The 24,741-nt window shown below is 33.1% G+C and carries 23 protein-coding genes and 1 pseudogene; 22 read left to right on the forward strand and 2 right to left on the reverse strand.

Features of this window, described 5'->3' with window-relative positions; genetic code table 11:
- The first annotated feature begins 114 nt into the window (after nucleotides 1-114).
- The 21 genes and pseudogenes from BM289_RS17985 to BM289_RS18080 all read left to right on the forward strand — a co-directional run bounded on the left by BM289_RS17985 (nucleotide 115) and on the right by BM289_RS18080 (nucleotide 19,847).
- Nucleotides 115-1,569: a glutamate synthase subunit beta gene (locus BM289_RS17985; RefSeq protein WP_091496117.1), complete on the forward strand. Its 1,455-nt coding sequence runs from the start codon at nucleotides 115-117 to the stop codon at nucleotides 1,567-1,569.
- A gap of 684 nt (nucleotides 1,570-2,253) precedes the next feature.
- The gene (gene lysA, locus BM289_RS17990; RefSeq protein ID WP_262489182.1) at nucleotides 2,254-3,531 is read left to right on the forward strand and encodes a diaminopimelate decarboxylase; all 1,278 of its coding nucleotides are present in this window, start codon (nucleotides 2,254-2,256) and stop codon (nucleotides 3,529-3,531) included.
- A gap of 199 nt (nucleotides 3,532-3,730) precedes the next feature.
- Nucleotides 3,731-4,312: a hypothetical protein gene (locus BM289_RS17995; RefSeq protein WP_091496121.1), complete on the forward strand. Its 582-nt coding sequence runs from the start codon at nucleotides 3,731-3,733 to the stop codon at nucleotides 4,310-4,312.
- Between the two features lie 419 nt (nucleotides 4,313-4,731).
- A pseudogene (locus BM289_RS18000) lies at nucleotides 4,732-5,013 on the forward strand (GIY-YIG nuclease family protein).
- Nucleotides 5,014-5,105: 92 nt separating this feature from the next.
- Nucleotides 5,106-5,657, forward strand: a complete 552-nt coding sequence (locus tag BM289_RS18005) for a hypothetical protein (protein ID WP_091496123.1) — start codon at nucleotides 5,106-5,108, stop codon at nucleotides 5,655-5,657.
- A gap of 478 nt (nucleotides 5,658-6,135) precedes the next feature.
- Nucleotides 6,136-6,585: a hypothetical protein gene (locus BM289_RS18010; protein WP_091496125.1), complete on the forward strand. Its 450-nt coding sequence runs from the start codon at nucleotides 6,136-6,138 to the stop codon at nucleotides 6,583-6,585.
- 57 nt (nucleotides 6,586-6,642) lie between these two features.
- Nucleotides 6,643-7,005 (forward strand): hypothetical protein, encoded by a 363-nt coding sequence (locus BM289_RS18015; protein ID WP_091496127.1) that lies wholly within the window; start codon nucleotides 6,643-6,645, stop codon nucleotides 7,003-7,005.
- 233 nt (nucleotides 7,006-7,238) lie between these two features.
- Nucleotides 7,239-7,388, forward strand: a complete 150-nt coding sequence (locus BM289_RS25490) for a hypothetical protein (RefSeq protein ID WP_167365455.1) — start codon at nucleotides 7,239-7,241, stop codon at nucleotides 7,386-7,388.
- 123 nt (nucleotides 7,389-7,511) lie between these two features.
- On the forward strand, nucleotides 7,512-8,063 hold the full coding sequence (locus tag BM289_RS18020; RefSeq protein ID WP_091496129.1) for a hypothetical protein: 552 nt from the start codon (nucleotides 7,512-7,514) through the stop codon (nucleotides 8,061-8,063).
- A gap of 37 nt (nucleotides 8,064-8,100) precedes the next feature.
- Nucleotides 8,101-8,571, forward strand: coding sequence for a DUF1572 domain-containing protein (locus tag BM289_RS18025; protein ID WP_091496131.1), 471 nt, complete (start codon nucleotides 8,101-8,103; stop codon nucleotides 8,569-8,571).
- A 58-nt stretch (nucleotides 8,572-8,629) separates the two neighbouring features.
- Complete coding sequence (locus tag BM289_RS25580) at nucleotides 8,630-9,613, forward strand: hypothetical protein (RefSeq protein ID WP_208610264.1); 984 nt, start codon at nucleotides 8,630-8,632, stop codon at nucleotides 9,611-9,613.
- A gap of 12 nt (nucleotides 9,614-9,625) precedes the next feature.
- Nucleotides 9,626-10,333 carry a PA3715 family protein gene (locus BM289_RS18035; protein WP_091496133.1) on the forward strand — a complete coding sequence of 236 codons (708 nt, stop codon included), beginning with the start codon at nucleotides 9,626-9,628 and terminating at the stop codon, nucleotides 10,331-10,333.
- Nucleotides 10,334-10,378: 45 nt separating this feature from the next.
- Nucleotides 10,379-10,867, forward strand: coding sequence for a YegJ family protein (locus BM289_RS18040; protein ID WP_091496135.1), 489 nt, complete (start codon nucleotides 10,379-10,381; stop codon nucleotides 10,865-10,867).
- A gap of 25 nt (nucleotides 10,868-10,892) precedes the next feature.
- Nucleotides 10,893-11,600: a M949_RS01915 family surface polysaccharide biosynthesis protein gene (locus BM289_RS18045; protein WP_091496137.1), complete on the forward strand. Its 708-nt coding sequence runs from the start codon at nucleotides 10,893-10,895 to the stop codon at nucleotides 11,598-11,600.
- Nucleotides 11,601-11,615: 15 nt separating this feature from the next.
- The gene (locus tag BM289_RS18050; RefSeq protein WP_091496139.1) at nucleotides 11,616-12,374 is read left to right on the forward strand and encodes an ankyrin repeat domain-containing protein; all 759 of its coding nucleotides are present in this window, start codon (nucleotides 11,616-11,618) and stop codon (nucleotides 12,372-12,374) included.
- Nucleotides 12,375-12,620: 246 nt separating this feature from the next.
- Nucleotides 12,621-13,808: a hypothetical protein gene (locus BM289_RS18055; RefSeq protein WP_091496141.1), complete on the forward strand. Its 1,188-nt coding sequence runs from the start codon at nucleotides 12,621-12,623 to the stop codon at nucleotides 13,806-13,808.
- Between the two features lie 151 nt (nucleotides 13,809-13,959).
- Nucleotides 13,960-14,286 (forward strand): ArsR/SmtB family transcription factor, encoded by a 327-nt coding sequence (locus BM289_RS18060; RefSeq protein ID WP_091496143.1) that lies wholly within the window; start codon nucleotides 13,960-13,962, stop codon nucleotides 14,284-14,286.
- Nucleotides 14,276-14,773: an SRPBCC family protein gene (locus BM289_RS18065; protein ID WP_091496145.1), complete on the forward strand. Its 498-nt coding sequence runs from the start codon at nucleotides 14,276-14,278 to the stop codon at nucleotides 14,771-14,773. The genes BM289_RS18060 and BM289_RS18065 overlap by 11 nt, the downstream gene beginning before the upstream one ends.
- A gap of 46 nt (nucleotides 14,774-14,819) precedes the next feature.
- Complete coding sequence (locus BM289_RS18070) at nucleotides 14,820-15,320, forward strand: SRPBCC family protein (RefSeq protein WP_091496147.1); 501 nt, start codon at nucleotides 14,820-14,822, stop codon at nucleotides 15,318-15,320.
- Between the two features lie 206 nt (nucleotides 15,321-15,526).
- Nucleotides 15,527-18,904 carry a T9SS type B sorting domain-containing protein gene (locus BM289_RS18075; RefSeq protein WP_091496149.1) on the forward strand — a complete coding sequence of 1,126 codons (3,378 nt, stop codon included), beginning with the start codon at nucleotides 15,527-15,529 and terminating at the stop codon, nucleotides 18,902-18,904.
- A 73-nt stretch (nucleotides 18,905-18,977) separates the two neighbouring features.
- Entirely contained in the window at nucleotides 18,978-19,847 is an 870-nt protein-coding gene (locus BM289_RS18080) for an alpha/beta hydrolase (protein ID WP_091496151.1), read from the forward strand.
- Between the two features lie 106 nt (nucleotides 19,848-19,953).
- On the opposite strand, the gene BM289_RS18085 is transcribed toward BM289_RS18080, so the two are convergent.
- Together BM289_RS18085 and BM289_RS18090 are read right to left on the reverse strand one after the other, a co-directional pair.
- Nucleotides 19,954-21,489: a YifB family Mg chelatase-like AAA ATPase gene (locus BM289_RS18085; RefSeq protein WP_091496153.1), complete on the reverse strand. Its 1,536-nt coding sequence runs from the start codon at nucleotides 21,487-21,489 to the stop codon at nucleotides 19,954-19,956.
- A 125-nt stretch (nucleotides 21,490-21,614) separates the two neighbouring features.
- Nucleotides 21,615-22,583, reverse strand: a complete 969-nt coding sequence (locus BM289_RS18090; protein ID WP_091496155.1) for a Gfo/Idh/MocA family protein — start codon at nucleotides 22,581-22,583, stop codon at nucleotides 21,615-21,617.
- Nucleotides 22,584-22,900: 317 nt separating this feature from the next.
- Between BM289_RS18090 and BM289_RS18095 the strand changes: the two genes are divergently transcribed.
- On the forward strand, nucleotides 22,901-24,217 hold the full coding sequence (locus tag BM289_RS18095; RefSeq protein ID WP_091496157.1) for an ammonium transporter: 1,317 nt from the start codon (nucleotides 22,901-22,903) through the stop codon (nucleotides 24,215-24,217).
- Nucleotides 24,218-24,741 lie beyond the last annotated feature (524 nt).

Genomic DNA, 24,741 nt, shown 5'->3' on the forward strand with positions numbered 1-24,741 from the left:
TCAAAAAATAAAATTCCAAATTCCAATGGCAATATCAATGGTAATGTCTTCCTGAGCGGAGTCGAAGGATTGGAATTTGGAACTTAAAGAAATTGGAATTTAATTTAAAAAGTCATGGGTAAAATAGGCGGATTTAAAGAATATAACAGAGCCGATGAAAGTAATTTAGCAGTAGCAGAACGTGTTTCGAACTACAACGAATTTACTATTCCGGTACCAAAAGATAAATTAAAAGAACAAGGATCAAGATGTATGGACTGTGGAATTCCTTTTTGCCACAGTGGTTGTCCGTTAGGAAATTTAATTCCTGACTTCAACGACATGGTGCATCAGGAAGAATGGCAGAGCGCGTTGGAGATTTTACAATCTACTAACAACTTCCCTGAATTTACAGGACGCTTATGCCCTGCCCCATGTGAGAAATCATGTGTATTAGGAATCATCAAAGATCCAGTTTCTATCGAAAACATCGAGAAAAGCATCGTAGAAAGAGGTTTCGCAGAAGGATGGATCAAACCTCAGCCACCAAAAACAAGAACTGGTAAAACAGTTGCTGTTATTGGTTCAGGACCAGCTGGTCTTGCTGCGGCTCAACAATTAAACAGAGCGGGTCATACTGTAACTGTTTTTGAAAGAGACAACGCAATTGGAGGTTTATTACGTTACGGAATTCCAAATTTCAAATTAGAAAAAGGAATCATCGATCGTCGTGTTGCGATTCTAGAAGCAGAAGGAATCACTTTCAAAACTAACGTAAATGTTGGCGTTAACTTCAGCGTTGAAGAATTAAATGCATTCGATTCTATCGTTTTATGCGGAGGAGCAACTGAAAGAAGAAGCTTGCCAACTAAAGGAATCGAAAGCAAAGGCGTTGTTCAGGCAATGGATTTCTTAACACAGCAAACTAAAGTTTTATACGGAGAATCTATTCCAGATCAAGTAAAAGCAACTGGAAAAGATGTAATCGTTATTGGTGGTGGAGATACAGGTTCTGACTGTATCGGAACTTCTAACAGGCACGGAGCAAAATCAGTAACTAACTTTGAGATTTTACCAAAACCTCCAGTTGGAAGAAGCGAGTCAACTCCTTGGCCTTTCTGGCCGTTGCAGTTAAAAACATCTTCTTCTCACGAAGAAGGCTGCGACAGAAACTGGTTGATCAACACTAAAGAATTCATTTCTAACGAAAAAGGCGAATTAACTGGATTAAAAACAGTTGAAGTGCAATGGAAAATGACTCCAGGTCAGCGTCCAGAATTAATCGAAAAAGAAGGTTCTGAAAAAATCTGGCCTTGCGATTTAGCTTTATTGGCTCTTGGATTTACAGGTCCTGAGAAAACGTTAAGCGAACAGTTAGGAATCGAAATTGACGCGAGAAACAACTATAAAGCGCATAACTATCAGACAAACGTTCCTCATATCTTCACCGCAGGTGATATGAGAAGAGGACAATCATTAATCGTGTGGGCTATTTCAGAAGGTCGCGAAGCAGCAAGAGAGGTAGATTTATTCCTTATGGGATCTACAAACTTGCCTACTAAAGGAAAAGGAGATTTACCGAGTCTATAATTTTTTTAAAGATTCTAAGATGCTAAGGTTCTAAGATACTAAGTTTTTTTCCTTGCATTTTATTTAATCTTTTCCGATAAACAACATAACTACTAACAAACCCTTGAATTTATATTCAGGGGTTTTGTTTTTTTGTTTGCCACAACCCGAGCGATAGCGAACAGGCGAAGCAATTACACGAATTTTCACGAATTTTTATTTTCTAAACGTTTTCCATTTCAAACATAACCCGTGGTTTCAACCACGGGGGCGCAATATATGATTGAGCTCACCCGTAACGTTTCCCGTGGTTGAAACCACGGGCTATATTTTGAGCATTTATGCGAAAATCTAAAATTAAAATTTGTGAAAATTCGTGTAATTCGTGGCTAAAAATATTTTGAAGCATCACAATTGGCATTTTAACAAACAAAGTTCCCGCTCTCGGCTATATCTCTCCGTTCCACTACGAGGATACCGCCTCCATCGGGGCTAAATTCAAACATTTGGCTTCTTTTAAAAAATTAGGATAAAATAATCTGTGGCAATCAGTATAATCTGTGGCAAGAAAAAAATCAAATCCATGCAATCTGTGGTGAAAAAACTTACTATATTAGCAACTTTCAAAAAGCAGTTATAAAAATCCAAAACAAGCAACTTTTTGTTTTAAATAAAACAATTTGTTATAATTTGTTATTTTTCTACATTTTATTTGCTGATACACAAAAGTGTAATAACTTTGCACAAAATGATTTAAAAATGCAAGCAAAAGATTTACTGCAGTTAGCAGACCAATTTGGAAGTCCATTGTATGTTTACGATGCTGAAAAAATCCAATCTCAGTACAACCGATTAACTAAAGCTTTCTCTAAGGTGGAGAACTTAAGAGTTAATTACGCCATGAAGGCATTGTCAAACGTTGCGATTTTACAGTTATTAAAGAACATGGGGTCTGGTTTAGATACTGTATCAATTCAGGAAGTTTTGTTAGGACTTCATGCTGGCTATGAACCCGAAAGAATTTTCTTTACACCAAACGGCGTTTCTTTAGAAGAAATCGAAGAAGTTGCCGCAATGGGTGTACAAATCAATATCGACAATTTATCTATTTTAGAGCAATTCGGAACGAGACATCCAAATATTCCGGTATGTATCCGTATTAACCCACACGTAATGGCGGGCGGAAACGCTAACATTTCTGTTGGACATATCGATAGTAAATTCGGAATTTCTGTGCATCAGATTCCGCATATTTTGCGAATTGTAGAGAACACAAAAATGAGCATTATCGGAATTCACATGCACACAGGATCTGATATTTTAGATATCGAAGTATTCTTGTATGCTGCTGAAATCTTGTTTGATACCGCAAAACATTTCAAAGATTTACAATTCTTAGATTTCGGAAGCGGATTCAAAGTGCCTTACAAAAAAGACGATATCGAAACAGACATCGAAGAATTAGGTAAAAAATTATCTAAAAGATTCAACGCTTTCTGTGCTGAATATGGCAGAGATTTGACACTTATTTTCGAACCAGGGAAATTCCTTGTATCTGAAGCAGGTCATTTCTTAGTAAAAGTAAATGTAGTAAAACAAACAACCTCAACAGTTTTCGCCGGAATCGATAGTGGCTTCAACCACTTAATTCGTCCAATGTTTTACGGATCTTCGCATCATATCGAAAACATTTCTAACCCGAAAGGAAAAGAGCGTTTTTACTCTGTTGTAGGATACATTTGCGAGACTGATACTTTTGCAAACAACCGTAGAATTGCAGAAATCACAGAAGGTGACATTTTAGAATTCAGAAATGCAGGAGCATATTGTTTCTCAATGTCATCCAACTACAATTCAAGATACAAACCAGCTGAAGTTTTATGGATGAACGGTAAAGGAATCTTAATCCGCCAAGCCGAAACATTCGAAGATTTACTTAAAAATCAAATCCCGTTACCAGAAGAAGTTGCTGCTACGGTTTAACAATAGAAAAAAAAGGAATATCACCAAAGTCCCGTTTCTTAATTGAGGCGGGATTTTTTTATTGCAGATTTTTGAATTTAGATTATTTGTAAACGCTTTATCCTGCTAAACGAAACCTACATTCAAAAATTTCACCTTTCATTAAATTTTTCAAAAAAGTAAGTTTATTTTTATATTTTTACGTACTAAATTACAAAAGATGAAATTATTAATAAGCACGATTTTATTTATTGGTATTTTTTCCGTCAATGGTCAAAATATTAAAATTGAAAATGGCTGTCATGTCATACAATTTGCAAATAAGGACTCTTTAAACTCAATATCCAAACTAAATCCAATATATAATAAAAGGGGATTTTATTTACTTAAAAATGGAGTTTATGATTTTATAATTGATGGCAAAAAATATTTTCAGTCATTACTTTTAAAAATAGAAAAAGATAAATTTTTTATAAGCAAAAATTGGCAGTCAGAAGAAAGTAATGATTTTATAGCTGATTCAATTGAAGTTCGGATTAATCAAAAAATCCAAATTCGAATGATATCCATTGATAATGGTGTTGGAAATTTACCATCAAGAACAAATCTCAAAGATTATAATGTAACAATTGTCCCAACTCAAGAGTATTGTAGTCTAAAAAGTATACCAATAACAAATAATGGCAAAACATATAATGGTCATTACTATTTTACAGAAATAGGATTAAAGAAAATTAAAATCTTAAACAAAACTCCTTATTTATGCGAAGATAAAGGCGAATTTATACTACGCCGAAATTAATATATCTCTGCAATTGTTTCTTTATTCCAAAAATTACTTAAAAATCAAATCGCGTTACCACAAGAAATTGCTGCTACGGTTTAACAATAGAAAAAAAAGGAATATCACCTTAATCCCGTTTCTTAATTGAGGCGGGATTTTTTTTGGTTTCACGCAGATTTTACAGATTTGAGCAGATTTAATTCTTTATCCTTTTGTCAGGATGAGCGGAGTCGAAGCCCACGCAAAGCAACCACAATACTTGTTTGCAAAAGCTTTGGCGACGCAGTTTGTCATTTTCTATCCCGAGACTTGGGGAGAGAAATCTTCGCAAGTAACTCCGTAAAGTATATCAAACATAAAAAGAAAGAAAAATCGTAAATAATATTTTATCTTTCGTCAAAAAAATGCAACACCAAGATGCCTATCACACATACTAGATATACATTCTCACAGACAAATACAAAACCGTTTTCTACACAGGAGTTACAAATAACTTAAAAATCCGCTTAAGCCAGCACAAAGAAAACAATACAACTGGAAACAAAATCTTTACATCAAAATACAATGCGACATTCTTACTATATTTCGAAAAGTTTACTTGGATTCAAGAAGCAATTGCTCGCTAAAAAGAAGTAAAATACTGGCGTAGAGAAAAGAAAATCGAACTAGTAAAAACTATTAACCCAGATTTAGATTTTTTGAATTATTTATTTGAATAATGTTGCCAATCTTTGTAGAGCTATCGAAATGACAATATTGTTTATAAACTTTACGTAATCAAAACAAAAAAAAATATTTAATACCTAAACAAATGAACTTTGAAGTACTTAACATTCGTAGAATAGACCCTGCAACAGGTTATTTCAAATTACATCAAGATTATATTCTTTCTTATGATCATTATGATGGCTGGACTCAACGATTGTTAAGAGCTGGAATTTATATAGATATCATTTATGAATGTAAAGTTGAGATACGCTTTTACACAAAAAATCAGGATAAATTTGAAAAACAATTTGAATGCGAAATACCTTCTGAAATTAAAAATATAATTTCTGAAATAATGGACCTTGATGATCTCGTATTAAAACATAATTATGCAGATGGGGTTATGGAAGACTTCGGTGATCAACATTTTGTTATTAATAATAATGGTATATCTCATAATATTGGAGTAGGCTTTACGGAGAAAAAGCGTCAGCCAGAAAATTCGTCAGAAAAGTTGTTTTTTGTTTTAATTGATCTTTTTGAAAAATGGCTTGAAAAACTTTATCAGGAATGTTTACAAGAATCTGTAATATCCAGTCAAACCATTTCAAACGATAAACCTAACGTTCGGATCAAACGAAAACATAAAAAGTAAATCTTCACTTCTTCAAAAATTCTAGATCTTTTCATCAAAGTAAATATTAAAAATTAATCTTTTAATTCACTGTCATTACAATCCTATTAGTTAAATATGAAAACAATACTAAGAATATCATCTTTTATTGGGCTTTTTCTTTTTATGGGTAGCTATTTCATCAGTCCTTATATTGTCAATGATGGCCAGTACATCGTAGTGGATGCTGACAGAGTCGGGTTTTTAAAAATGTTATATATCATCACTAGCACTATTTTCGGATATCTATCTTTTGCATTCCTTAAAGTTTTTAAAAACAAAATCTATTTGACTTTTTGCTTTATTTTCCTTGCCCTGAGTTACTGTTTTTGTCCAAAATGTTTTTTTTATTTTGATCCTTTTTTAGACTCATAATCTGCTTTTCAAAATAAAAAGAAAACTCAAATAAAAATCCTATTTTTAACATCCCAAATCAAATCAAATCAAATCCAAAAAATAAATGAAACCTACAATTCTTCTATTCACATTGTTTTTTCTATCTGCAACAAACTCATTCAGCCAAACTTTAGCTGATTTAAAACTAAAACCAAAAGAAATCCCAAAAGGTTATATAGCAAACGACGGTAATATTTGTGTGACGCCTCAGGCTTGTAATTTTTATACTGATATTGAAACCTACAGTAATATTGTTGGAACTGTAAAAAGTAAAGCGATTCAAAGTTTTAAAAATAAAGGAGACAAAGGCTCAATTATGTATTTTGAATTTGATCATGTATTTAAAGGTGATCGATTTTTGCAAGGTTTACTTTGGGGAAAAGCTGGCGAACCAACCGCTGAACATCCAGAAGAATATATTGCGAAAGGTAAATTTTTAGTGATTTGGAGTTTGAAGGCAGATAGTCCGTTAAAGGAAAAATCTGAAACTAAAGTGGAAGCTATTTTAGAGTAATTCCTAATCTTTGCTTCATTTTAAATGCTTAATTTTGCTTGATAAAAACATTACAAAATGAAACCACAAATACGAATTCTACTTTACTCCATATTATTCTTTTTGTATCTTACCGCAACTTCATTTTTTCTTTCTATAGGGCAAAAATTAAAAACAGATCCATATATCACTTTAGGTTGTGGTTTTGCAATTTTTAATCTTATTTATGCTTTTTTAGCTTTAAAATGGAAACCGCTTTTGAATATTATTTTTGCTGTTGGAATTTCCGCTCTATCGTTATTTTTGGCTTTGCAGTTTACCAATCTGCATTTATTGATAGATTACGATCCATATCAAGTAAAGACTGCCATATTTGCTAATGCAATTTTCTCAATTATTTTTTGGGAAATTGTGTATCAAGTGAAGATTAGGAAATCCTAAAAATCAATATCAATTAACTCCATATTTAGCCGTAAAAAAAAGTCTTTCAAATAGGGCTTAAGCCAAAAAAATGTAAGTTTTGCTAAAGCCCTGTTCTTTTTCTACATATTACTCCAGCTAAAGCTGGAGGCAATTCATTTTAAAACTATTTTTGAAAACTTAATGTATTTCATGAGCATAAAAACATTAAAAAAAATACTAGATTTACTCATAAGTAGTTTAAAATCAAATTCATGAAGCAACAACCACCCACAGACATTGTTCGCTGCATTGTAATGGTTATTATGGCTCTCGATCATGTTCAAGATTTGATGCATGTTGATTATAAAGTATCGAAAGCGGTTTGTCTCTATTGGCAATTTGCTGAAATACATTTAGAATAATATTGATATTACTAGACATACTGCAACGTATTTCTGGACAAGAAATAAAAAAGCCTTTAGTTTCTGTACGTATTTTTTTATATTAGCTTCGTTAAAATTTTTCGAAGCCAAAATAATTAAATAATGAAAATCAGAATTTTATTCCTTTTATCCTTAATTGCTGTTTCTTGTAAAAACGAAACAAAAACCGAAACTCCTCAAGTTTCTCAAAAAGACACCACACAAATTGCTCCCAAAACGGAGAACGAAATTGAAGAAACTGACACCATTATAATTTCCAAAAAACATAAAATCAATCAGATTGTATGTGATTTGGACGGAGACGGAAAAAATGAAACTGTAGAGATCGTTAGAAGTACAAAAAGCGATAAAAGCGGTTTGAAAATAACGTTCGGAAACGGAAAAAGAACGGATTATCTTGGTTTAGGTCAGAATGTTTTAAATCAAGGTTTTGATGAAATTGATTGGGCTGGAATATTCGAGAAAGCGCCAAAAGGAGAAATTGTCTGGAACAATGTCAACGATGACGGCGAAATTATGGGTGATGAAGAAATAAAAGAAGAAGACAAAATAAAACTCCCAAATGACGGAATCTTTATTCATGCCGAAGAAAGCTGCGGAGGTGGTATTATTTACCTGAAAAATGGGAAATACGATTGGGTACAGCAGGAATAAGTTTTTCCAATTCTATAAAATTCTAAAATATTGAAAAATGGAAAATGCACTAGAAATTGCCAATCGTTTTAGAGAAACTATTTTAAACGGAACTTGGATTGCCAATACCAATTACAAAGACCAACTCGAAAATCTGGATTGGAAAATTGCTGTTACTCCGATTCAGAATTTAAATACGATTGCGCTTCTGGCACAGCATATTCATTATTATATTGATGGAATAAACAATGTCTTTAAAGGCGGAACTCTCGATATAAAGGACAAATTTAGTTTCGACTTTCCTCCTATTTCTTCGCAGGAAGACTGGGATATATTTTTGACTCGGTTTTGGAATGCAACGGAAGAGTTTGCTTCTTTTGTAGAACAAATGTCTGACGAAAAACTAAATCAGTTTTTTGTGGATGAAAAGTACGGAAGTTACCGAAGAAATATTGAAGCTATGATTGAACACGGCTATTATCATTTAGGCCAAATTGTATTAATAAAAAAATTGCTGACTCATCCATAATAGGTTTTCAATACACAAACAAACTATCAAATTTTATAAACCCAGCCAGTTAAAAAAAATGAAGAAACTAATTTTAATTTTATTCTTATTGCTTGTGTTTATAAGCTGCAAGAAAGACAAACAATCTCAGAAAAAAGAAAATAATACTGTTGAAGACACAACTAATATTGTAGGTTCTAAAAATGACAGTATAGCTTTATTAGCATTAACCAAGGAACTTTACGAATGGGAAGAGAATAAAAGTACTGGTAGTGATTTTAGTCCTATTGAAGATAAAAATATCGACAGCATTTACAGCGGAATTGACATGAAGCTTCATAAAGCTAGACTTAAAGAGCTTCAAAACACTCATTTATTTTCAAAAGATTTTATTGATAATTATAATAAAATCGCATTAAAAATTGACAGTGAATTTAAAAGTGGTACTTTAAAATGGAATGTTGGCGAACTTCCTCCGTTTGGTTCTGGAGCGAGTCCGTGGTGTAATTGTCAAGACACACCTGATCGTTTTCTAGATAAAATCTGGATTATGCATATTTCCATAGAGAACAACAAAGCATTTTACAATTGGAGCTGGGGCGATGGTATTGTATATAATGTTAAAGCTGTAAAAGAAAACAATGAATGGAAAATATCCTATCTGGAAGGTTTTGATTATGAAAGCTTTGTTGAAAGTTTTCAGAAAACAAATGATTTTACAGGAAGATGGAAAAATGATATGGTTTCACTAAATATTGGAAACAAGTCATTGGCATTTGAATATCACGGACAGTGCGTTTACTTTTATCCGGTTCGTAAAATAAGCGATACAGAGTTTGAAATGATTTGGGCAAGAGAGATGGACTGTAAATTTGATAATGGCACTGATGAAACTTTTGGATTAAAAGATATTCCGCAAGTTGGAAAGCCTTTTTCAAAATTTACACTTAAAAACAATGCTTTACATGTTCAGTATTACTATAAAAAATGGGTAGAAAAATACAGCGAACAAGTAAGCGGTGTCTTTACTTCAGAATATGAAAAAGAACGTGAGGAATATTAATTTTAAAATCTAATGGAAAAATACTTTTATATTTTACTATTTGCTGTACAGTTTTCATTTTCGCAAAATACAGATCATCTTCCTACAGTTCTGAAACAGCTAAAACTAAAAGAAAGCCAAATAAGAATTGAGCTTTTTACTGAAAAAGTATTACCTTATGATAAAAGTAAAAGCGTTTTGGTAATTCCCAAATATGCTTCTGATATAGAAGAAGGTTCTTTCGTATTAGATGCTTATATATTGATAATCGATAATGCGACAGGGAAAATTATCTCCAAATTTATTGAACCCAATGCTTGGACATCTGATGCTCTAATTTTAACCGACATTACTATTGATACCGGTTTGTATCATCTAAACAAAACCACAAGAGCATTTGGAATCAGGACAGATTATCGTACCCAAAGCCAGCCTAATCCGTACAGCGAAACCAACTTATCGCTGTATATTGTCGAAAAAAATACTTTAAAACCTGTACTTCAAAATTTTAGAATTTATAAATATGGTGGCGAGTGGGATATGAAATGTGATGGCAAATTTGAAGACATTGATTCAACTATTGATATTGATAAATTACAAAACAAAAATTTTAATAATCTTATTATAAAAACAAAAATTACTAAAACAGAAAACATCTTAAAAGATGAGGATTGTATCTCTAAAGAAACTATTAAAAAAGAAACAGTCAAATTGATTTTTAATGGTAAAGAATACAAATAAAGAAAAACCATTATCCTTAAAGCCTAACGAAATACCACTAAACACATGAAAACAAAAATTGTAATCTTAATAAGTCTAATTTGTCTAATAAGCTGCAAAGAATCGAATAAAATTGAAAGAGACAACGAACCGCCAATTTATGGTGTAGAAAGTCAGGACGAAGAAATGAATGCAGCAATATTAAAAGCAAATGAAACCTTAGAGCATTTTAATGAAGGATTGAAAAATCCTAGAGCTGAAAGTCAGGCTTTAAAAGTTCAGTTTTCAAATTCAAGTGGAATCGAGCATATGTGGGTTGGAGATGTTGTTTTTAAAAACGGAAAATACTCTGGAATTTTAAATAACGATCCTGAATACGTTAAAGAATATAGATCTGGTGACCAAATAGAAGTTGATCCATCAAAAATTAGTGATTGGATGTATATTGAAAATGGAAAATTATATGGTGGTTATACTATAAAAGTACTTCGAAACAGAATGAGCGAAGAAGAACGAAAACAATTTGACGAAGAAAGCGGTATGCAGATCGATTAATTTATTGGCTTTTGAAAACTATTTCATGAAAAATATTCCATTTTTGTTTCTATTTATTCTTTTCTTTTCAAACTGTAAATCAGACAAAAAAGAAGAAAACACAGTCATCTTAAAAGAAGTGACAACAGAAGAAACTCCTTTTATTCTAAAGGTTGAAAAAATTGATTCTACACAATTTCCAGCTTCTATTAAATATGAAGGATTTATCAAAAATGCCGTTCGATGGAAAGACAAACTAGGTGATAATATTGTAATTACTACTGAAACGGGTTATCATATTAATCCCAAATTTGAGCATGACTCTGACGGTTCTGATGCCGAATTATTTGCATATCATTACATTGTTTCGGAAAACAAAGCCAAACAAACCTGGAGAGTTTATGATTTTATTTCGGATTGTCCTGTAGATATTGTGGCTTCGTTTGTCAAAAATACTTTTCAGGTTACTGACTTGAACCACAACGGGATTGCCGAAACTTGGTTAATGTACAAAACGGTCTGTCACGGTGATGTGAGTCCGTCCAACATGAAAGTCATCATGTACGAAGGAAACCAGAAATATGCAATGCGAGGCACTAATAAAGTTATGGATGGTATTGAGGATAATGGAAAACAGCATTTTAGCGGAGGAGAATACAAACTGGATGAAAATTTTAAAAAAGGCCCAAATGTCTTTAAAGAATTTGCCCAAAAATTATGGAAGGATAATTTGATTGAAACTTGGGATAATTAAAAGCATAAAATACAAATGAAAAATATAAAAATCCTTTTTTTACTTCTGATGATATCTTTTGGAAGTAAATCGGTTTCGCAGACCAAAACAAAAGCGACGGTACCTTCAAGAGAAACGGTTGAAGAATTTTATGATGCCATTTTTGCAAATGATACGCAGAAAGCTATCAAAATGATTGGCACAAAATTTCCAGCCAATTATGAACCGCAAAATAAAGTAACACCTCTTCAAGCTGCAATCTGGCAAAACAATTTAGTGCTTATAAAAGCATTAGTCGAAAAAGGAGCAAACATCAACAGTTCAAATGCTCAGGCTGTTGAAGTCGCTGCCGAAAAAGGAACTGTTGAAATTTTATCTTACCTAATTCAAAAAGGCGGTTCTATTTCTAACAAAGCTTTTAATACTGCTGGATTTGGTCATTTTTATGATAGTGCCAAATTATTGCTTCTAAAAGGCGCCAGTCAGGAAAAAGGAGATATTAGAGGAAAACTTTGGGTATTTGAACAAGCGGTTCGAAAATCGGATTATGAGGTTTTGAATGCGCTGAAATTAGATAAAGAAGAAATCAACTCTCATAATTATGACGGCGAAACTGCTTTAATAATTGCCGTTAAAAACAAAAATACCGAAATGGTAAAATACCTTCTGAAAAAAGGAGCTGACAAAAATAAACCCGAAACTTTTGATGCTGGAGACGATATTTCGTATGGTAAAAAACCTATTCAGATTGCTACTAAAATGAAATTAACAGAGATTGTCAAACTGCTCAAATAAAGAAAGATTTCAAATTAATTTTAAAGATTCAGCCAGTATATTTATTATAAAAACTAAATGTTCTAATCTAGCCCCGATAGAGCCGATATCCTCGTATCCCGATGACTATCGGGAGGAGAGATAAAGGCGAAAGCGGGACTAAAGGTTCTTTTGAAAATGATACTTTCTGCTCCTTAAAAAAATCTAGAAAAAGGCATAGTTGTTGAAAGTTAAAAGAAATATATTTACACCTTCAAAAGAAACACTATGCAAAAAACTACTTTACTCTTTTCTATATTCTTTTTGATTCTTTCTTCTTGTGGCGTAAAAACGACTCAGGCGCTAATTAGTGATGGAAATTATGACGGTGCAATTGATCGCGCGGTCGAAGCCTTAAGATCCAACAAAGATTCTAAGGGAAAACAAGATTATGTTTATTTATTGGAAGAAGCTTTTGCCAAAGCGAAAGAAAGAGATTTACGTGATTTGGAAATGCTTTCTAAAGATGCTAATCCAGCTAATGCTGAACGTATTTACAATACTTATTTACAACTGAACAACCGTCAGGAAAAAATCAGACCCATTTTACCTTTGAAGTTAATCAAGCAGGGCAAAAATGCCTATTTCCCTTTTGACAACTATTCTGACCAGATTGTAAACAGTAAAAATGTACTGTCGAAATATTTGTATGAAAACGCTTCGGCTCTTTTGAAATCGAACAATAAAATGGATTTTAGAAAAGCTTATGATGATTTTGCTTATTTGGAAAGCATCAATCCTGGCTATAAAAACACCAAGAAATTAATGGATGATGCTCTTTTTAAAGGGACAGATTTTGTAGATGTTTATGCGAAAAACGAAACCAATATGGTGATTCCAAAAATGCTTCAAGAGGATCTTTTAGATTTTAAAACTTATGGTTTAAATGATAAATGGACAGTTTATCATAGTGTAAGGCAGAAAAACACAACTTATGATTATAGTCTGATTATTAATTTCAGAGATATTCTGATTTCGCCAGAGCAGATTAAAGAGAAAGAATTCATTAAAGAAAGACAGGTTAAAGATGGTGTAAAAACACTTTTGGACAGTCGTGGAAGACCTGTGAAAGATAGTCTGGGTAAGGAAATTAAAGTGGATAATATTAAAACTCTTCGTGCTACGGTTTATGAATTCAGACAATTTAAATCTTGTCAAGTTACGGCAAAAATTGATTATGTAGATTTGAAAACGAATCAGCTGGTTCAGACTTTTCCAATTAGTAGTGAATTTGTTTTCGAGAATATTTATTCGAATTATAAAGGAGACCGTAATGCCTGCGAAGATAATTATCAAAACTATTTTTCTAAACGTGCTGTTCCGTTTCCGAATAATGAACAAATGGTTTTTGATACAGGGGAAGATTTGAAAGCTAAACTTAAAGATATTATTGTCAAGAATAAATTTAGACGATAATTATGTAACATATAATTCTAGAAAAAGGCGCAACTTTAATGCGCCTTTTTTTGTTTATGCTCTTTTCTTCAAAAAAAACTCTTTTTTTAATTGCGCAACCAAAAAGTTGCGTATATTTGCAACTGATTAGTTGCGAAATAATTTTACAACAATGAAACGAGATGTTTTTCAGGCTATTGCCGATCCAACGCGAAGAGCGATTTTAGTTTTGATTTCTTCGACTGCATTAACACCAAATGCAATTGCCGAACAATTTCAAACCACAAGACAAGCTGTTTCTAAACACATTAAAATATTAAATGAATGTGATTTATTGGAAGAAAAAAAATTGGGCAGAGAAATTTATTATCAGCTCAAAATTGATAAAATGAAAGAAATAGATCATTGGCTGGAACAATTCAAGAAAATTTGGGAACAGCGTTTTGATCAGCTGGATCAAGTACTACTTAACTTAAAATCTAAAGAAAATGAAATCTAATCTTTTAATGCATTTTTCTGTAGACAAGGAAAATAAAAGGGTGAACATCAAACGCGAATTTAACGCATCATTGCCAAACGTTTGGTCTGCTTGGACAGAAGCTGAGATTTTGGATAAGTGGTGGGCACCTGCTCCATTTGAATCCAAAACAAAATTTATGGATTTTAGGGAAGGAGGTAAAAGATTGTATGCCATGGTAAGTCCGCAAGGAGAAGAACGCTGGGCGATTTTTGAATATACTTCGATTTCTCCGAAAACCAATTTTAAACATTCTTCTACTTTTTGTGATGCAGAAGGAAACCCGAATTCTGAGATTGGAAGTTCGTATTGGGATTTAACGTTTTCAGAAAATGGGGATTTAACGACTGTGGACATTACCATAAAACGAGACAGTTTAGCCGAGTTGGAAAAAATAATTGAAATGGGATTCAAAGAAGGCTTTACCATGACCTTGCAAACTCTCGACAAAATTCTGGAAGCAAAATAAAATGATTCAATACGCTAATTTTTAATGAATTTAAAATCTAAAGAAAATGAAATCAAATCTGTTAATGAATTTTACTGTAGATAAAGAAAAAAATACCGTAAATGTAAAACGTGAATTCAGTGCATCCTTATCAAATGTTTGGTCTGCCTGGACAGAAGCTGCAATTTTAGATCAATGGTGGGCGCCTGCTCCATGGAAATCCAGAACAAAAAGCATGGAATTTAAAGAAGGCGGACGAAGATTATACGCTATGGTTGGACCAGAAGGTGAAGAACATTGGGCTCTTGCCGATTATACTTCTATCCATCCGAAAACAAATGTAAAATGGCTGGATGCTTTTTGTAACAGCGAAGGAAATTTGAATGAAGAGTTTCCGCGTTCTGACTGGGATGTAACTTTTTCTGAAGAAGGAAATTCAACTTTTGTTGATGTTGTAATCAAACATGAAAAACTTTCTGATCTAGAAATGATTATTCAAATGGGCTTTAAAGAAGGCTTTACTATTGCTCTTGAAGGTTTAGATGCTATTTTTGCTGGAAAAGCATAGTAAAACTGTTAATAAATTATACAAATCCTGTCTCAACTGAGCAGGATTTTTTTATTTTTACAAAATATTGAAAGCGAACCCCCTACGCCAATTTCAACAAAAGTAATCGAAGTATGTATTCCAACTAGATTCTCTTTATTTCTAACCTACTAAAAAACATTATATCTGGATAAATAATAGTCAATAAATTTTCTTTCATCATTGTTATGAAAAAAGTATTTTTAATTTCTTTCATTTTAATATCTTTTTTGAGCTTTGGTCAAGAAAATTGCAACAATGGCGTTGATGATGATGGCGATGGAAAAATTGACTTAAATGATGAAGACTGCACATGCTCAGCCTCTCCTAAAACAAGTTTGGTTGATAATCATGATTTTGAACTTAAAAATGACTGTCCTAGCACTTTTGCCCAATTTTCAAAAGTAGAAAACTGGTTTTTACCCAGCACTGCAACTTCAGATTATATCAATTCCTGCGGTTTTATACCCGTTTCTGCGACTGATGCTGGAGTTTATCCTTTTCCTTCCCGAAATGGGAATGGTGTTGCTGGAATATTAATTTCTCAAGATTATAAAGAGTTTATAGCCGCCTGCACAAACACTACTTTAAAAGGCGGAACAAAATATCAGGTAAACTTTGATATAGCCGCTTCTACTTCGGGCAGAGATGCTTTTAACAATCTTCCTTTAGGACAAGTCTGCAATTCGGGAAAATTAAATGGCGGAATAGTAGACATAACCATTTACGGCAGAGCGGCTTGCAACAAAACAATTCCTCTTAACAGCAATAAATTTCCTCCAGATTGGGTTGTACTGGGTAAAGCAACTTATTTACCATCTAAAAAATGGGGGCAGTTAACAATAGAATTCACTCCTCCTTTCGACATGAATTCGATCATGCTGGGAGCACCAAAAGAACTGTCTGACAGTTATGTTAATGAATATGATTATCAGTTGTGCTTTCCTTATTTTTATATCGATAATGTCATTTTGAACCAATCTTCTGATTTAGGGCTCAGCATAACTTCTACAGGCAGTTTCTGCGAAAATAATCTAGTTTTAAATGCTCAAATCGACTCTAGTATAGGTTCAGGTTATACTTATCAGTGGTATAAAGATGGTATTGCAATTGCGGGAGAAACCAACTGTACATTACCTATCTCTTTGGCTGTGACAAATACGGGTAACTATCAAGTAAAAATTACTAATCCAAGTTTGTGTAAAATCAGTCCTCTTTACAATGTCAGTGAAATTATTGATGTTCCTGAATATTCAATTGACCAAAGTCCTTGTTTTCCGGGAATTACAACATTAACCATTACAACACCAGCTGACGAATATAGTTTTGATGGAGGAATTACCTACTCAACAAATCCGTCTAAAAGTGGTTTAACTGCCTCATTTAATCCTATCTATATATCAATCAAGAAAAATGGCTGTTATTCGAATCTTCGAAATGTTATTTTAACTTTTCCTCCTTTAGAAACTATTTCAACACTTCCTAAAGTAAACATAAAACAGCCTACCTGTGGGCAGAACAATGGTTCTTTGACCGTGACCACTCCAGCCTTAGAATATAGTTTTGATGATGGAATTACTTGGAGTACAAATCCTGTATTGGACAATTTACCACCAGATCCGCATCATGATTATAAAATCAGGATAAAAACGAAACTGGGCTGTATTTCCAATGCTCGTTATGCCGTAATCTACCCTTTTTTACTGCCAATGCCAACCGTTACGCAAACCAATGCCAGCTGCGGAATCGGCGGTACAATATCGATAACACCTTCTCCATCTTATCAATACAGCATTGATAATGGAGGAACCTGGTCTACAATTCCCTTCTTCAAAAATTTAAAGGCGGATTCCTATGCCGTTATAACTAAAAATGAGATAGGCTGTATATCACAGCAGAGAATGGTTTATATAGGAACCGATTATACAAAAAAACCTGAGATTACTTCAAAACAACCTACCTGTGGCACATTGGGAAGCATTACCGTTACAACCAGCGCCTCACAATACAGTTTTGATGACGGAATTTCGTGGACAAACAACAATACTATTAACGATTTAAAAGCAGGCTGGTATATTGTTAAAGTCAAAGATGATGCGGGCTGTATTTCATTGGGAGAATCAGTCTATATTCAAAGTTATATTTTTGAAACTGAAATTAACTATACTTTTGAAAATGCAAACTGTTACCAAAACGGAAGCATTAAAATCACAACTATTGCTAAAGAATTTAGTATTGATAATGGAAATACTTGGTGCTCCAATCCTTTGTTTTCGAATCTTCCTGCCGGAGATTATTTCATAAAAATACGAAACATGGTGAATTGTGAGTCTATCGCAAAATATGTCCCTTTACGAGATCTTTCTACTACTACACCTAGTTATACCATAAAAAACGCAGGCTGTAATTCTTTTGGAAGCATTACTATAACAACACCAGCTGATTATTATAGTTTTGATAATGGTTCAACATGGTCAGAAAACAATACCATTTCGAATTTAAATGGTATTTTAAACTTTACTTTATTGGTAAAAAATGGTACAAGTTGCTTTTCACAACCAGCAGGTATTACTTTTAATTCTACGGTTTTAACAAATCCTACTGTCAATCATCATCATGTTTCCATTTGTGATGAATTAAATGACAATGCCGAAAAAGTAAATTTAACATCTTACGCAAGTCACTTAATTAATAATTATTCGAATTATACTTTTCATTATTTTTCATCGCAAACGGATGCTGCAAATTTAGTTTTAGCAAATGAAATTAAAAATCCTATCAACTGCGAAGTTTCAAATAATACAATAATTTTTGTTGCTGTTGTATCTCCTGAAAGCTGTCATAGTGTAGCCGAAATTAATTTCTCATTACAAGAACCTCCAACATTTAATTTGATTCCAGATACTGTTGTATTATGCGAAAATGAAACCGTTTTGGTTGATGCCGGAAATGGATTTAACAGTTATCTATGGTCTAATGGAGCAACTACAAGCTCCATTGTAATTAATCAACCTGGCAATTATTCCATAACTGCAACATCCAAATATGATGACCAGATTTGTAGTTCTACTAAAAATTTTAACGTCATTTTATCCAATCGTGCCACTATCTTAAAAATTACCACACAAGATTTCAATGAAAACGATAATGTCATAGAAATAAATGTTTCTGGAAAAGGTGTTTATGAATATTCTCTGGATGGCGTTTCTTATCAGGATAATTCTATTTTTAGAAATTTATCAAGCGGTATTTACGCTGTTTATGTACGCGACAAAAACAATTGTGGCATTACAACCGACGAAGTTTTTTTATTAATGTATCCAAAGTTTTTCACTCCTAACGGAGATGGCTTTAATGATACATGGAACATAGAATTTGCTGTTGCAGAACCGGGACTTGATGTAAGCATATTTGATCGTTACGGACAGCTTATCAAAAAATTGAACAACACCAATTCTTGGGATGGAACTTTTAATGGTCAAAATCTTCCTGCCGATGATTACTGGTTTATAGTGAAAAGACAAAATGGAAAAGAATTTAAAAGCCATTTTAGTTTAAAAAGATAAAATAAATCGTTCAAAAAATATAGGATTTTTTTGTATTTTCGGCATCAAAATAGAATAACTTCAGCTCAAATTAATGAACAAATTTATTACCCTCATTTTTTTCCTTTTCTCTTTTACTTTAACGTTTAGTCAAAAAAGCAAAATCAAAACCACAGAAACTACTAAACCATTTGTTTTAGGTGTTATTGACGAAATTCAATCAAAGGAATTAAATGAAAAAAGAGTCCTAAACATTTATCTTCCTGAAGGGTACAATCCTTCTGAAGACACAAAATATCCCGTTATATATTTGTTGGACGGCTCTGCAGATGAAGATTTTATTCATATCTCTGGTTTGGTTCAATTTAATAGTTTTGAATGGATCAATCAGGTTCCAAAATCAATTGTGGTCGGAATTGCTACAGTAGATCGAAGAAGAGATTTTACATTTCCGACAACAATTGAAAATGATAAAACCCGTTTTCCAACTACAGGTCATTCGGATAAGTTCATTGCTTTTATTGAAAAAGAATTACAACCTTTTATAGATAAAAAGTACAAAACCAGCGAATCTAAAACCATCATTGGACAATCATTAGGCGGATTATTGGAAACCGAAATCTTGCTTAAAAAACCTTTTCTCTTTAATAAGTTTGTTATCGTAAGTCCTAGTTTGTGGTGGAACAATGGTTCTTTACTGGATTTAGATTCTGAAATCTTGAAAGAAAATTTCAAGCAACAGACTGATATTTATATTGCCGTTGGTAAAGAAGGATTAACACCAACAGAAATTCCAAGAGTGATGGAAGTTGATGCTAATGTATTGGCTGAAAAAATAAAAGCATCTAAAAGTAAAAACATAAAAGTCTATTTTGATTATTTTCCTGAAGAAAACCACGGAACAATTCTGCATCCAGCGGTTGCTAATTCATTTAAATTCTTTTACCCTCAGACAAAAGAATAATTTTTAGACTAAAAAAAATATTAATTGATACTATATTGCTAATTGACACCAACCTCAATTAGCAATATAGTATCTATAGTATCTAAGGTACAAAGGTAATTTAAAACTAGCCTAGCCATCCTTCCCTATCCAGACTTCGATACTGAATTGCTTCTGAAATATGTGATGAAATAATATTTTCTGAGTGATCTAAATCGGCTATAGTTCTGGAAACTTTCAAAATCCTATCGTATGCTCGCGCTGAAAGATTTAACCTTTCCATTGCAGTTTTGAGTAATTCTTTTGAAGCTTCATCCAAAACGCAGTATTCTCTAATAAGTTTACTGCTCATTTGAGCATTATAGTGTACATTTTCTATTGTTTCAAATCGTTTGGTTTGAATCTCTCGCGCTGCAGTCACACGTTTACGGATTTCGACACTGCTTTCTGCTTTTCTATCATCAGCCAATTTTTCAAATGGGACAGGTGTGACTTCAATATGAATATCTATTCGATCCAAAAGCGGACCCGAGATTTTACTCATGTAACGCTGCATATCATGAGGAGAAGTTGTATTGGGTGAACTCGGATCATTAAAAAAACCACTCGGACTCGGATTCATGCTTGCCACCAGCATAAAAGAAGATGGATAAGTAATACTAAATTTAGCACGTGAAATTGTTACTTCACGATCTTCTAACGGCTGGCGCATTACTTCCAAAACATCCCGTTTAAATTCTGGCAGTTCATCTAAAAACAAAACACCATTATGGGCCATTGAAATTTCTCCCGGTTGCGGGTAACTTCCGCCTCCAACTAATGCCACATTAGAAATAGTATGATGCGGACTTCTAAACGGCCGTTGATTCATTAATCCCACTTCTTTTAATTTTCCCGCAACGCTATGAATTTTAGTAGTTTCTAATGCTTCACGCAAAGTCATAGGAGGTAGAATACTTGAGACACGTTTCGCCAACATTGTCTTTCCTGCGCCAGGCGGACCAATTAAAATGATGTTATGACCTCCAGCCGCCGCAATTTCCATACAACGTTTAATGCTTTCCTGTCCACGAACATCCGAAAAGTCATGTTCAGGAAAATCGAGCGATTTGTAGAATTCTGCCCTCGTGTCAATAACTGTCGGCTCGAGCGTTCCTTTTCCAGAAAAGAAATCGATTATTTCTTTAAGATTGGTAACACCATAAACATCAAGTCCTGCCACAATTGCTGCTTCTTTTACATTTTGAATAGGAAGAAAAAATCCTTTATATCCTTCTTCCTTGGCTTTTATGGCAATTGGCAAAGCGCCTCGAATAGGCTGTAAACTGCCGTCAAGAGAAAGTTCGCCCATTATTATATAGCGTTCAATTTCAGGTGCTTTAATTTGATCTGAACCAACGAGAATTCCCATTGCTAAAGTCAAATCATACGAAGAGCCTTCTTTCCTCAAATCGGCAGGAGCCATGTTTATTGTGATTCTTTTCCCTGGCAGACTATAACCGTTATTCTTAAGCGCTGCTGCAATCCTGAAACTACTTTCTTTTATCGCATTATCTGGCAATCCTACTAAATGATAACCAATCCCTTTATCCATATGAACCTCAATGGTAATGGTTGTAGCTTCTACTCCAAAGACGGCACTTCCGTAAACTTTTACTAACATAAATAAATTCTTATAAAAAGTAAAAGTATTTAATTAAATGAGAGTAAAAAATATTTTTTGTAAATATTTTACTACTTTAAAATTATTGTTCCAATTTGAATAACATAAAAGACATTAGTAGATAACTAAAGTCCAATTTGTGTTTTAATTTCTTCAACTATTTTGCTCAAATCCAAACTATTTTGATGTGACCAAAGTTCGCTTTCTATTTTATTGTCTCTAATACAATTGTGGCATTCAATCGCTTCATGAGCATATCCTTTTCCTAAAGCTGGCAGGCTGAAAACTGCTTCTTCTTTCTCATTTTCATACAAAGAATATCCATCTGCTATATACCAAGGCGCATTCAATTCTATTCTTCCTTCGGTTCCGCTTATAGAGGCTTTCATATCTGAATTTGAAACTATAGAAGCATGTAAAACCGATTGTGCTTTTTCATATTGCAAAATAATAGAAGTCTGTAAATCAACTTTATTTTTATGCATAACAGCTTTTGCCAAAACCTTCTTCGGATTCCCTAATACTAAATAGGAAAGAAACAAAGGATAAACTCCAATATCAAACAAAGCCCCCCCTCCGAGTTCTTTATCAAAAAGTCTCTTGTTTTCGGTTTCACTTCCGTAAAAAGCAAAATCGGCGTTTATGTAATTAACATTGCCAATTATTCCGTTATTCACCTTTTGCAAAACATCTTGAATAGACGGAATAAAACGTGTCCAAAAAGCTTCCATAAAAAACCTATTGCGTTTTTTAGAAGCTTCAATCATTCTCATGGCATCATGATAAGACAAGGCCATTGGTTTTTCGCATAAAACATGTTTTCCATTTTCTAGGGCTTTAATAGATAATTCGGCATGTGAGTTATGCGGTGTCGCAATATAAATAATCTCAACTTCCTGATCTTCAAAAATTAAATCGTAGGAATCGTATACTTTCAAAGCATTAAATTTTTCGGCAAACAGTTTTCCTTTTGCAAAATCTCTTGAAGCCACAGCTGTTAGTTCGGCATCTTCTAGCAATAACAAATCTGCAGCAAACTGACTTGCAATATTGCCAAGACCTATAATTCCCCATTTAATTTTGTTCTTTTCCATCCTTATATTTTAATCATCAAAATTGTTAAAAAGATTAAAAAAACTTCAAAGTGCAAAAACATCTGACGTTTTTAATCAACAAATATCCAATATATCGTAAAAAGTAACAATCAATTAACCTAAAAATTATCAAAAGTCCTATTAAGGAGAAAAAAAACGTTGCCGAATTATAAATTTTAAGTCTGTTTTAACAAATTCATGCAAAATTTATAGGGGTCAAATTTTAAATTTAACAAAAATTAAACATTGAACCCTATTTTTTTAGGGGGTATTAAATCATTTTATACTTTTATCAAAAATTTTAAAACTAAATAACTATGCGAAAAATTATTTTAAGTGTGATTCTTATCACTATTTTGGTACTAACCTTTATATCAAATTTTATCATCGCTGATAACCCAATTCCAGCAGAAGCTGTAAAGTTTGATACAGGAGATACTGCCTGGATGATCGTTGCAACTGCTTTTGTATTGTTAATGACTCCTGGTTTAGGATTTTTCTATGGAGGAATGGTAGGTAAGAAAAACGTAATTAGTACTATGCTTCAAAGTTTTATGGCAATGGTAATTGTTACTATTTTATGGACTGTTGTTGCTTTTGGATTAGCTTTTGGACCAACAATTGGAGGAATTATCGGAAATCCATCTTATAATTTATTCTTTCAGGGAGTTGGAACTAATACAGCTTGGAGCTTAGCACCAACTATTCCTTTTATATTATTCGCATTATTTCAGGCTAAATTTGCTATCATTACTCCTGCATTAATTACAGGTGCTTTTGCAGAACGTGTACGTTTCTGGGCTTATTTACTATTCATGGTTTTATTTATCTTATTCATATACACGCCGCTTGCTCACATGACATGGCATCCTGATGGAATTTTCTTCAAAATGGGAGTTCTTGACTTCGCTGGTGGAACTGTAGTACACATGAGTGCTGGATGGGCTGCATTGGCTGGAGCAATCTTCTTAGGAAAAAGAAAAGTTCAAAAAGTTAACCCTGCTAGAATTACTTATGTATTATTAGGGACTGGTTTACTTTGGTTCGGATGGTTTGGTTTCAACGCTGGTTCTGCATTAGGAGCTAATGGTCTTGCTGCTCAAGCTTTAGGAACAACTACTGTTGCTGCAGCTGCTGCTGCAATGGCTTGGGTATTCCTTGACAAAATTTTAGGACACAAATTATCTGCTCTTGGAGCTTGTATTGGAGCTGTTGTAGGTCTTGTTGCTATTACTCCTGCTGCTGGTTTCGTAAGTATCTCTCACGCTATCTTCATCGGTTTATTCTCTGCAATTGTGAGTAACCTTGTAGTAAGCAAATTCCCTAAAGGAAAAATTGATGATGCTTTAGATGTATTCGCTTGTCACGGTGTTGGTGGTATGGTAGGTATGTTATTAACTGGTGTTTTTGCTTCAAAAGCTATCAACCCAGCTGTTGGAGACAACCAAGGTTTAATCTTCGGAACTCCAACTTTGTTCCTTAACCAATTAACTGCTCTTGTTGTAGTATCTATCTTTGCTTTTGTTGCTTCTTATGTTTTATTCTTTATTGTAAACAAAATTACTCCTTTAAGAGTTACTGAAGAAAAAGAAGACTTAGGATTAGATATCTCTCAACACGGAGAATTCTTGTAAGATATTAATTTTCAATTTCATATTGATAAAAAAGCGCTCTAAGCAATTAGAGCGCTTTTTTTGATGCAATCTAATGAAATTCCACCTATAAAAAATTTCACAAACAAAACATTTTATAAATAAAACATCCCACTAATGAAACATTTCTACCGATGAAACATTCCTACGGAAGTAAATCGGTGTAAATAGTTTTACCTAAAAGCGAACAAATAATTATGCAAAAAAGGCTGTCTCAAAAATCGAGACAGTCTTTTTTACTTGAACTTTTTACCGATGAAACATTCCTCTGAATTGACTCACACTGCAAATAGTTCGCAATAAAAACAGAAAAAACAATTATATCAAAAAAGGGCCATCTCAAATGAGACAGCCCTTTTATTTGAATTAATTTTAACCCCCAAAGAAAAATTAATTTGTTAGAATAAAGTTTTTAAAGCCAAAAATTCTTAATTCTTAATTCTTAATTCTTAATTCTTAATTCTTAATTCTTAATTCTTAATTCTTAATTCTTAATTCTTAATTCT

The sequence above is a fragment of the Flavobacterium phragmitis genome, assembly GCF_900112575.1.
Lineage (GTDB): Bacteria > Bacteroidota > Bacteroidia > Flavobacteriales > Flavobacteriaceae > Flavobacterium > Flavobacterium phragmitis.

Coding starts and splice junctions, on each gene's coding strand:
- BM289_RS17985 (WP_091496117.1), top strand. CDS start 115: ATGGGTAAAATAGGCGGATTTAAAGAATATAACAGAGCCGATGAAAGT.
- BM289_RS17995 (WP_091496121.1), top strand. CDS start 3,731: ATGAAATTATTAATAAGCACGATTTTATTTATTGGTATTTTTTCCGTC.
- BM289_RS18005 (WP_091496123.1), top strand. CDS start 5,106: ATGAACTTTGAAGTACTTAACATTCGTAGAATAGACCCTGCAACAGGT.
- BM289_RS18010 (WP_091496125.1), top strand. CDS start 6,136: ATGAAACCTACAATTCTTCTATTCACATTGTTTTTTCTATCTGCAACA.
- BM289_RS18015 (WP_091496127.1), top strand. CDS start 6,643: ATGAAACCACAAATACGAATTCTACTTTACTCCATATTATTCTTTTTG.
- BM289_RS25490 (WP_167365455.1), top strand. CDS start 7,239: ATGAAGCAACAACCACCCACAGACATTGTTCGCTGCATTGTAATGGTT.
- BM289_RS18020 (WP_091496129.1), top strand. CDS start 7,512: ATGAAAATCAGAATTTTATTCCTTTTATCCTTAATTGCTGTTTCTTGT.
- BM289_RS18025 (WP_091496131.1), top strand. CDS start 8,101: ATGGAAAATGCACTAGAAATTGCCAATCGTTTTAGAGAAACTATTTTA.
- BM289_RS25580 (WP_208610264.1), top strand. CDS start 8,630: ATGAAGAAACTAATTTTAATTTTATTCTTATTGCTTGTGTTTATAAGC.
- BM289_RS18035 (WP_091496133.1), top strand. CDS start 9,626: ATGGAAAAATACTTTTATATTTTACTATTTGCTGTACAGTTTTCATTT.
- BM289_RS18040 (WP_091496135.1), top strand. CDS start 10,379: ATGAAAACAAAAATTGTAATCTTAATAAGTCTAATTTGTCTAATAAGC.
- BM289_RS18045 (WP_091496137.1), top strand. CDS start 10,893: ATGAAAAATATTCCATTTTTGTTTCTATTTATTCTTTTCTTTTCAAAC.
- BM289_RS18050 (WP_091496139.1), top strand. CDS start 11,616: ATGAAAAATATAAAAATCCTTTTTTTACTTCTGATGATATCTTTTGGA.
- BM289_RS18055 (WP_091496141.1), top strand. CDS start 12,621: ATGCAAAAAACTACTTTACTCTTTTCTATATTCTTTTTGATTCTTTCT.
- BM289_RS18060 (WP_091496143.1), top strand. CDS start 13,960: ATGAAACGAGATGTTTTTCAGGCTATTGCCGATCCAACGCGAAGAGCG.
- BM289_RS18065 (WP_091496145.1), top strand. CDS start 14,276: ATGAAATCTAATCTTTTAATGCATTTTTCTGTAGACAAGGAAAATAAA.
- BM289_RS18070 (WP_091496147.1), top strand. CDS start 14,820: ATGAAATCAAATCTGTTAATGAATTTTACTGTAGATAAAGAAAAAAAT.
- BM289_RS18075 (WP_091496149.1), top strand. CDS start 15,527: ATGAAAAAAGTATTTTTAATTTCTTTCATTTTAATATCTTTTTTGAGC.
- BM289_RS18080 (WP_091496151.1), top strand. CDS start 18,978: ATGAACAAATTTATTACCCTCATTTTTTTCCTTTTCTCTTTTACTTTA.
- BM289_RS18085 (WP_091496153.1), bottom strand. CDS start 21,489: ATGTTAGTAAAAGTTTACGGAAGTGCCGTCTTTGGAGTAGAAGCTACA.
- BM289_RS18090 (WP_091496155.1), bottom strand. CDS start 22,583: ATGGAAAAGAACAAAATTAAATGGGGAATTATAGGTCTTGGCAATATT.
- BM289_RS18095 (WP_091496157.1), top strand. CDS start 22,901: ATGCGAAAAATTATTTTAAGTGTGATTCTTATCACTATTTTGGTACTA.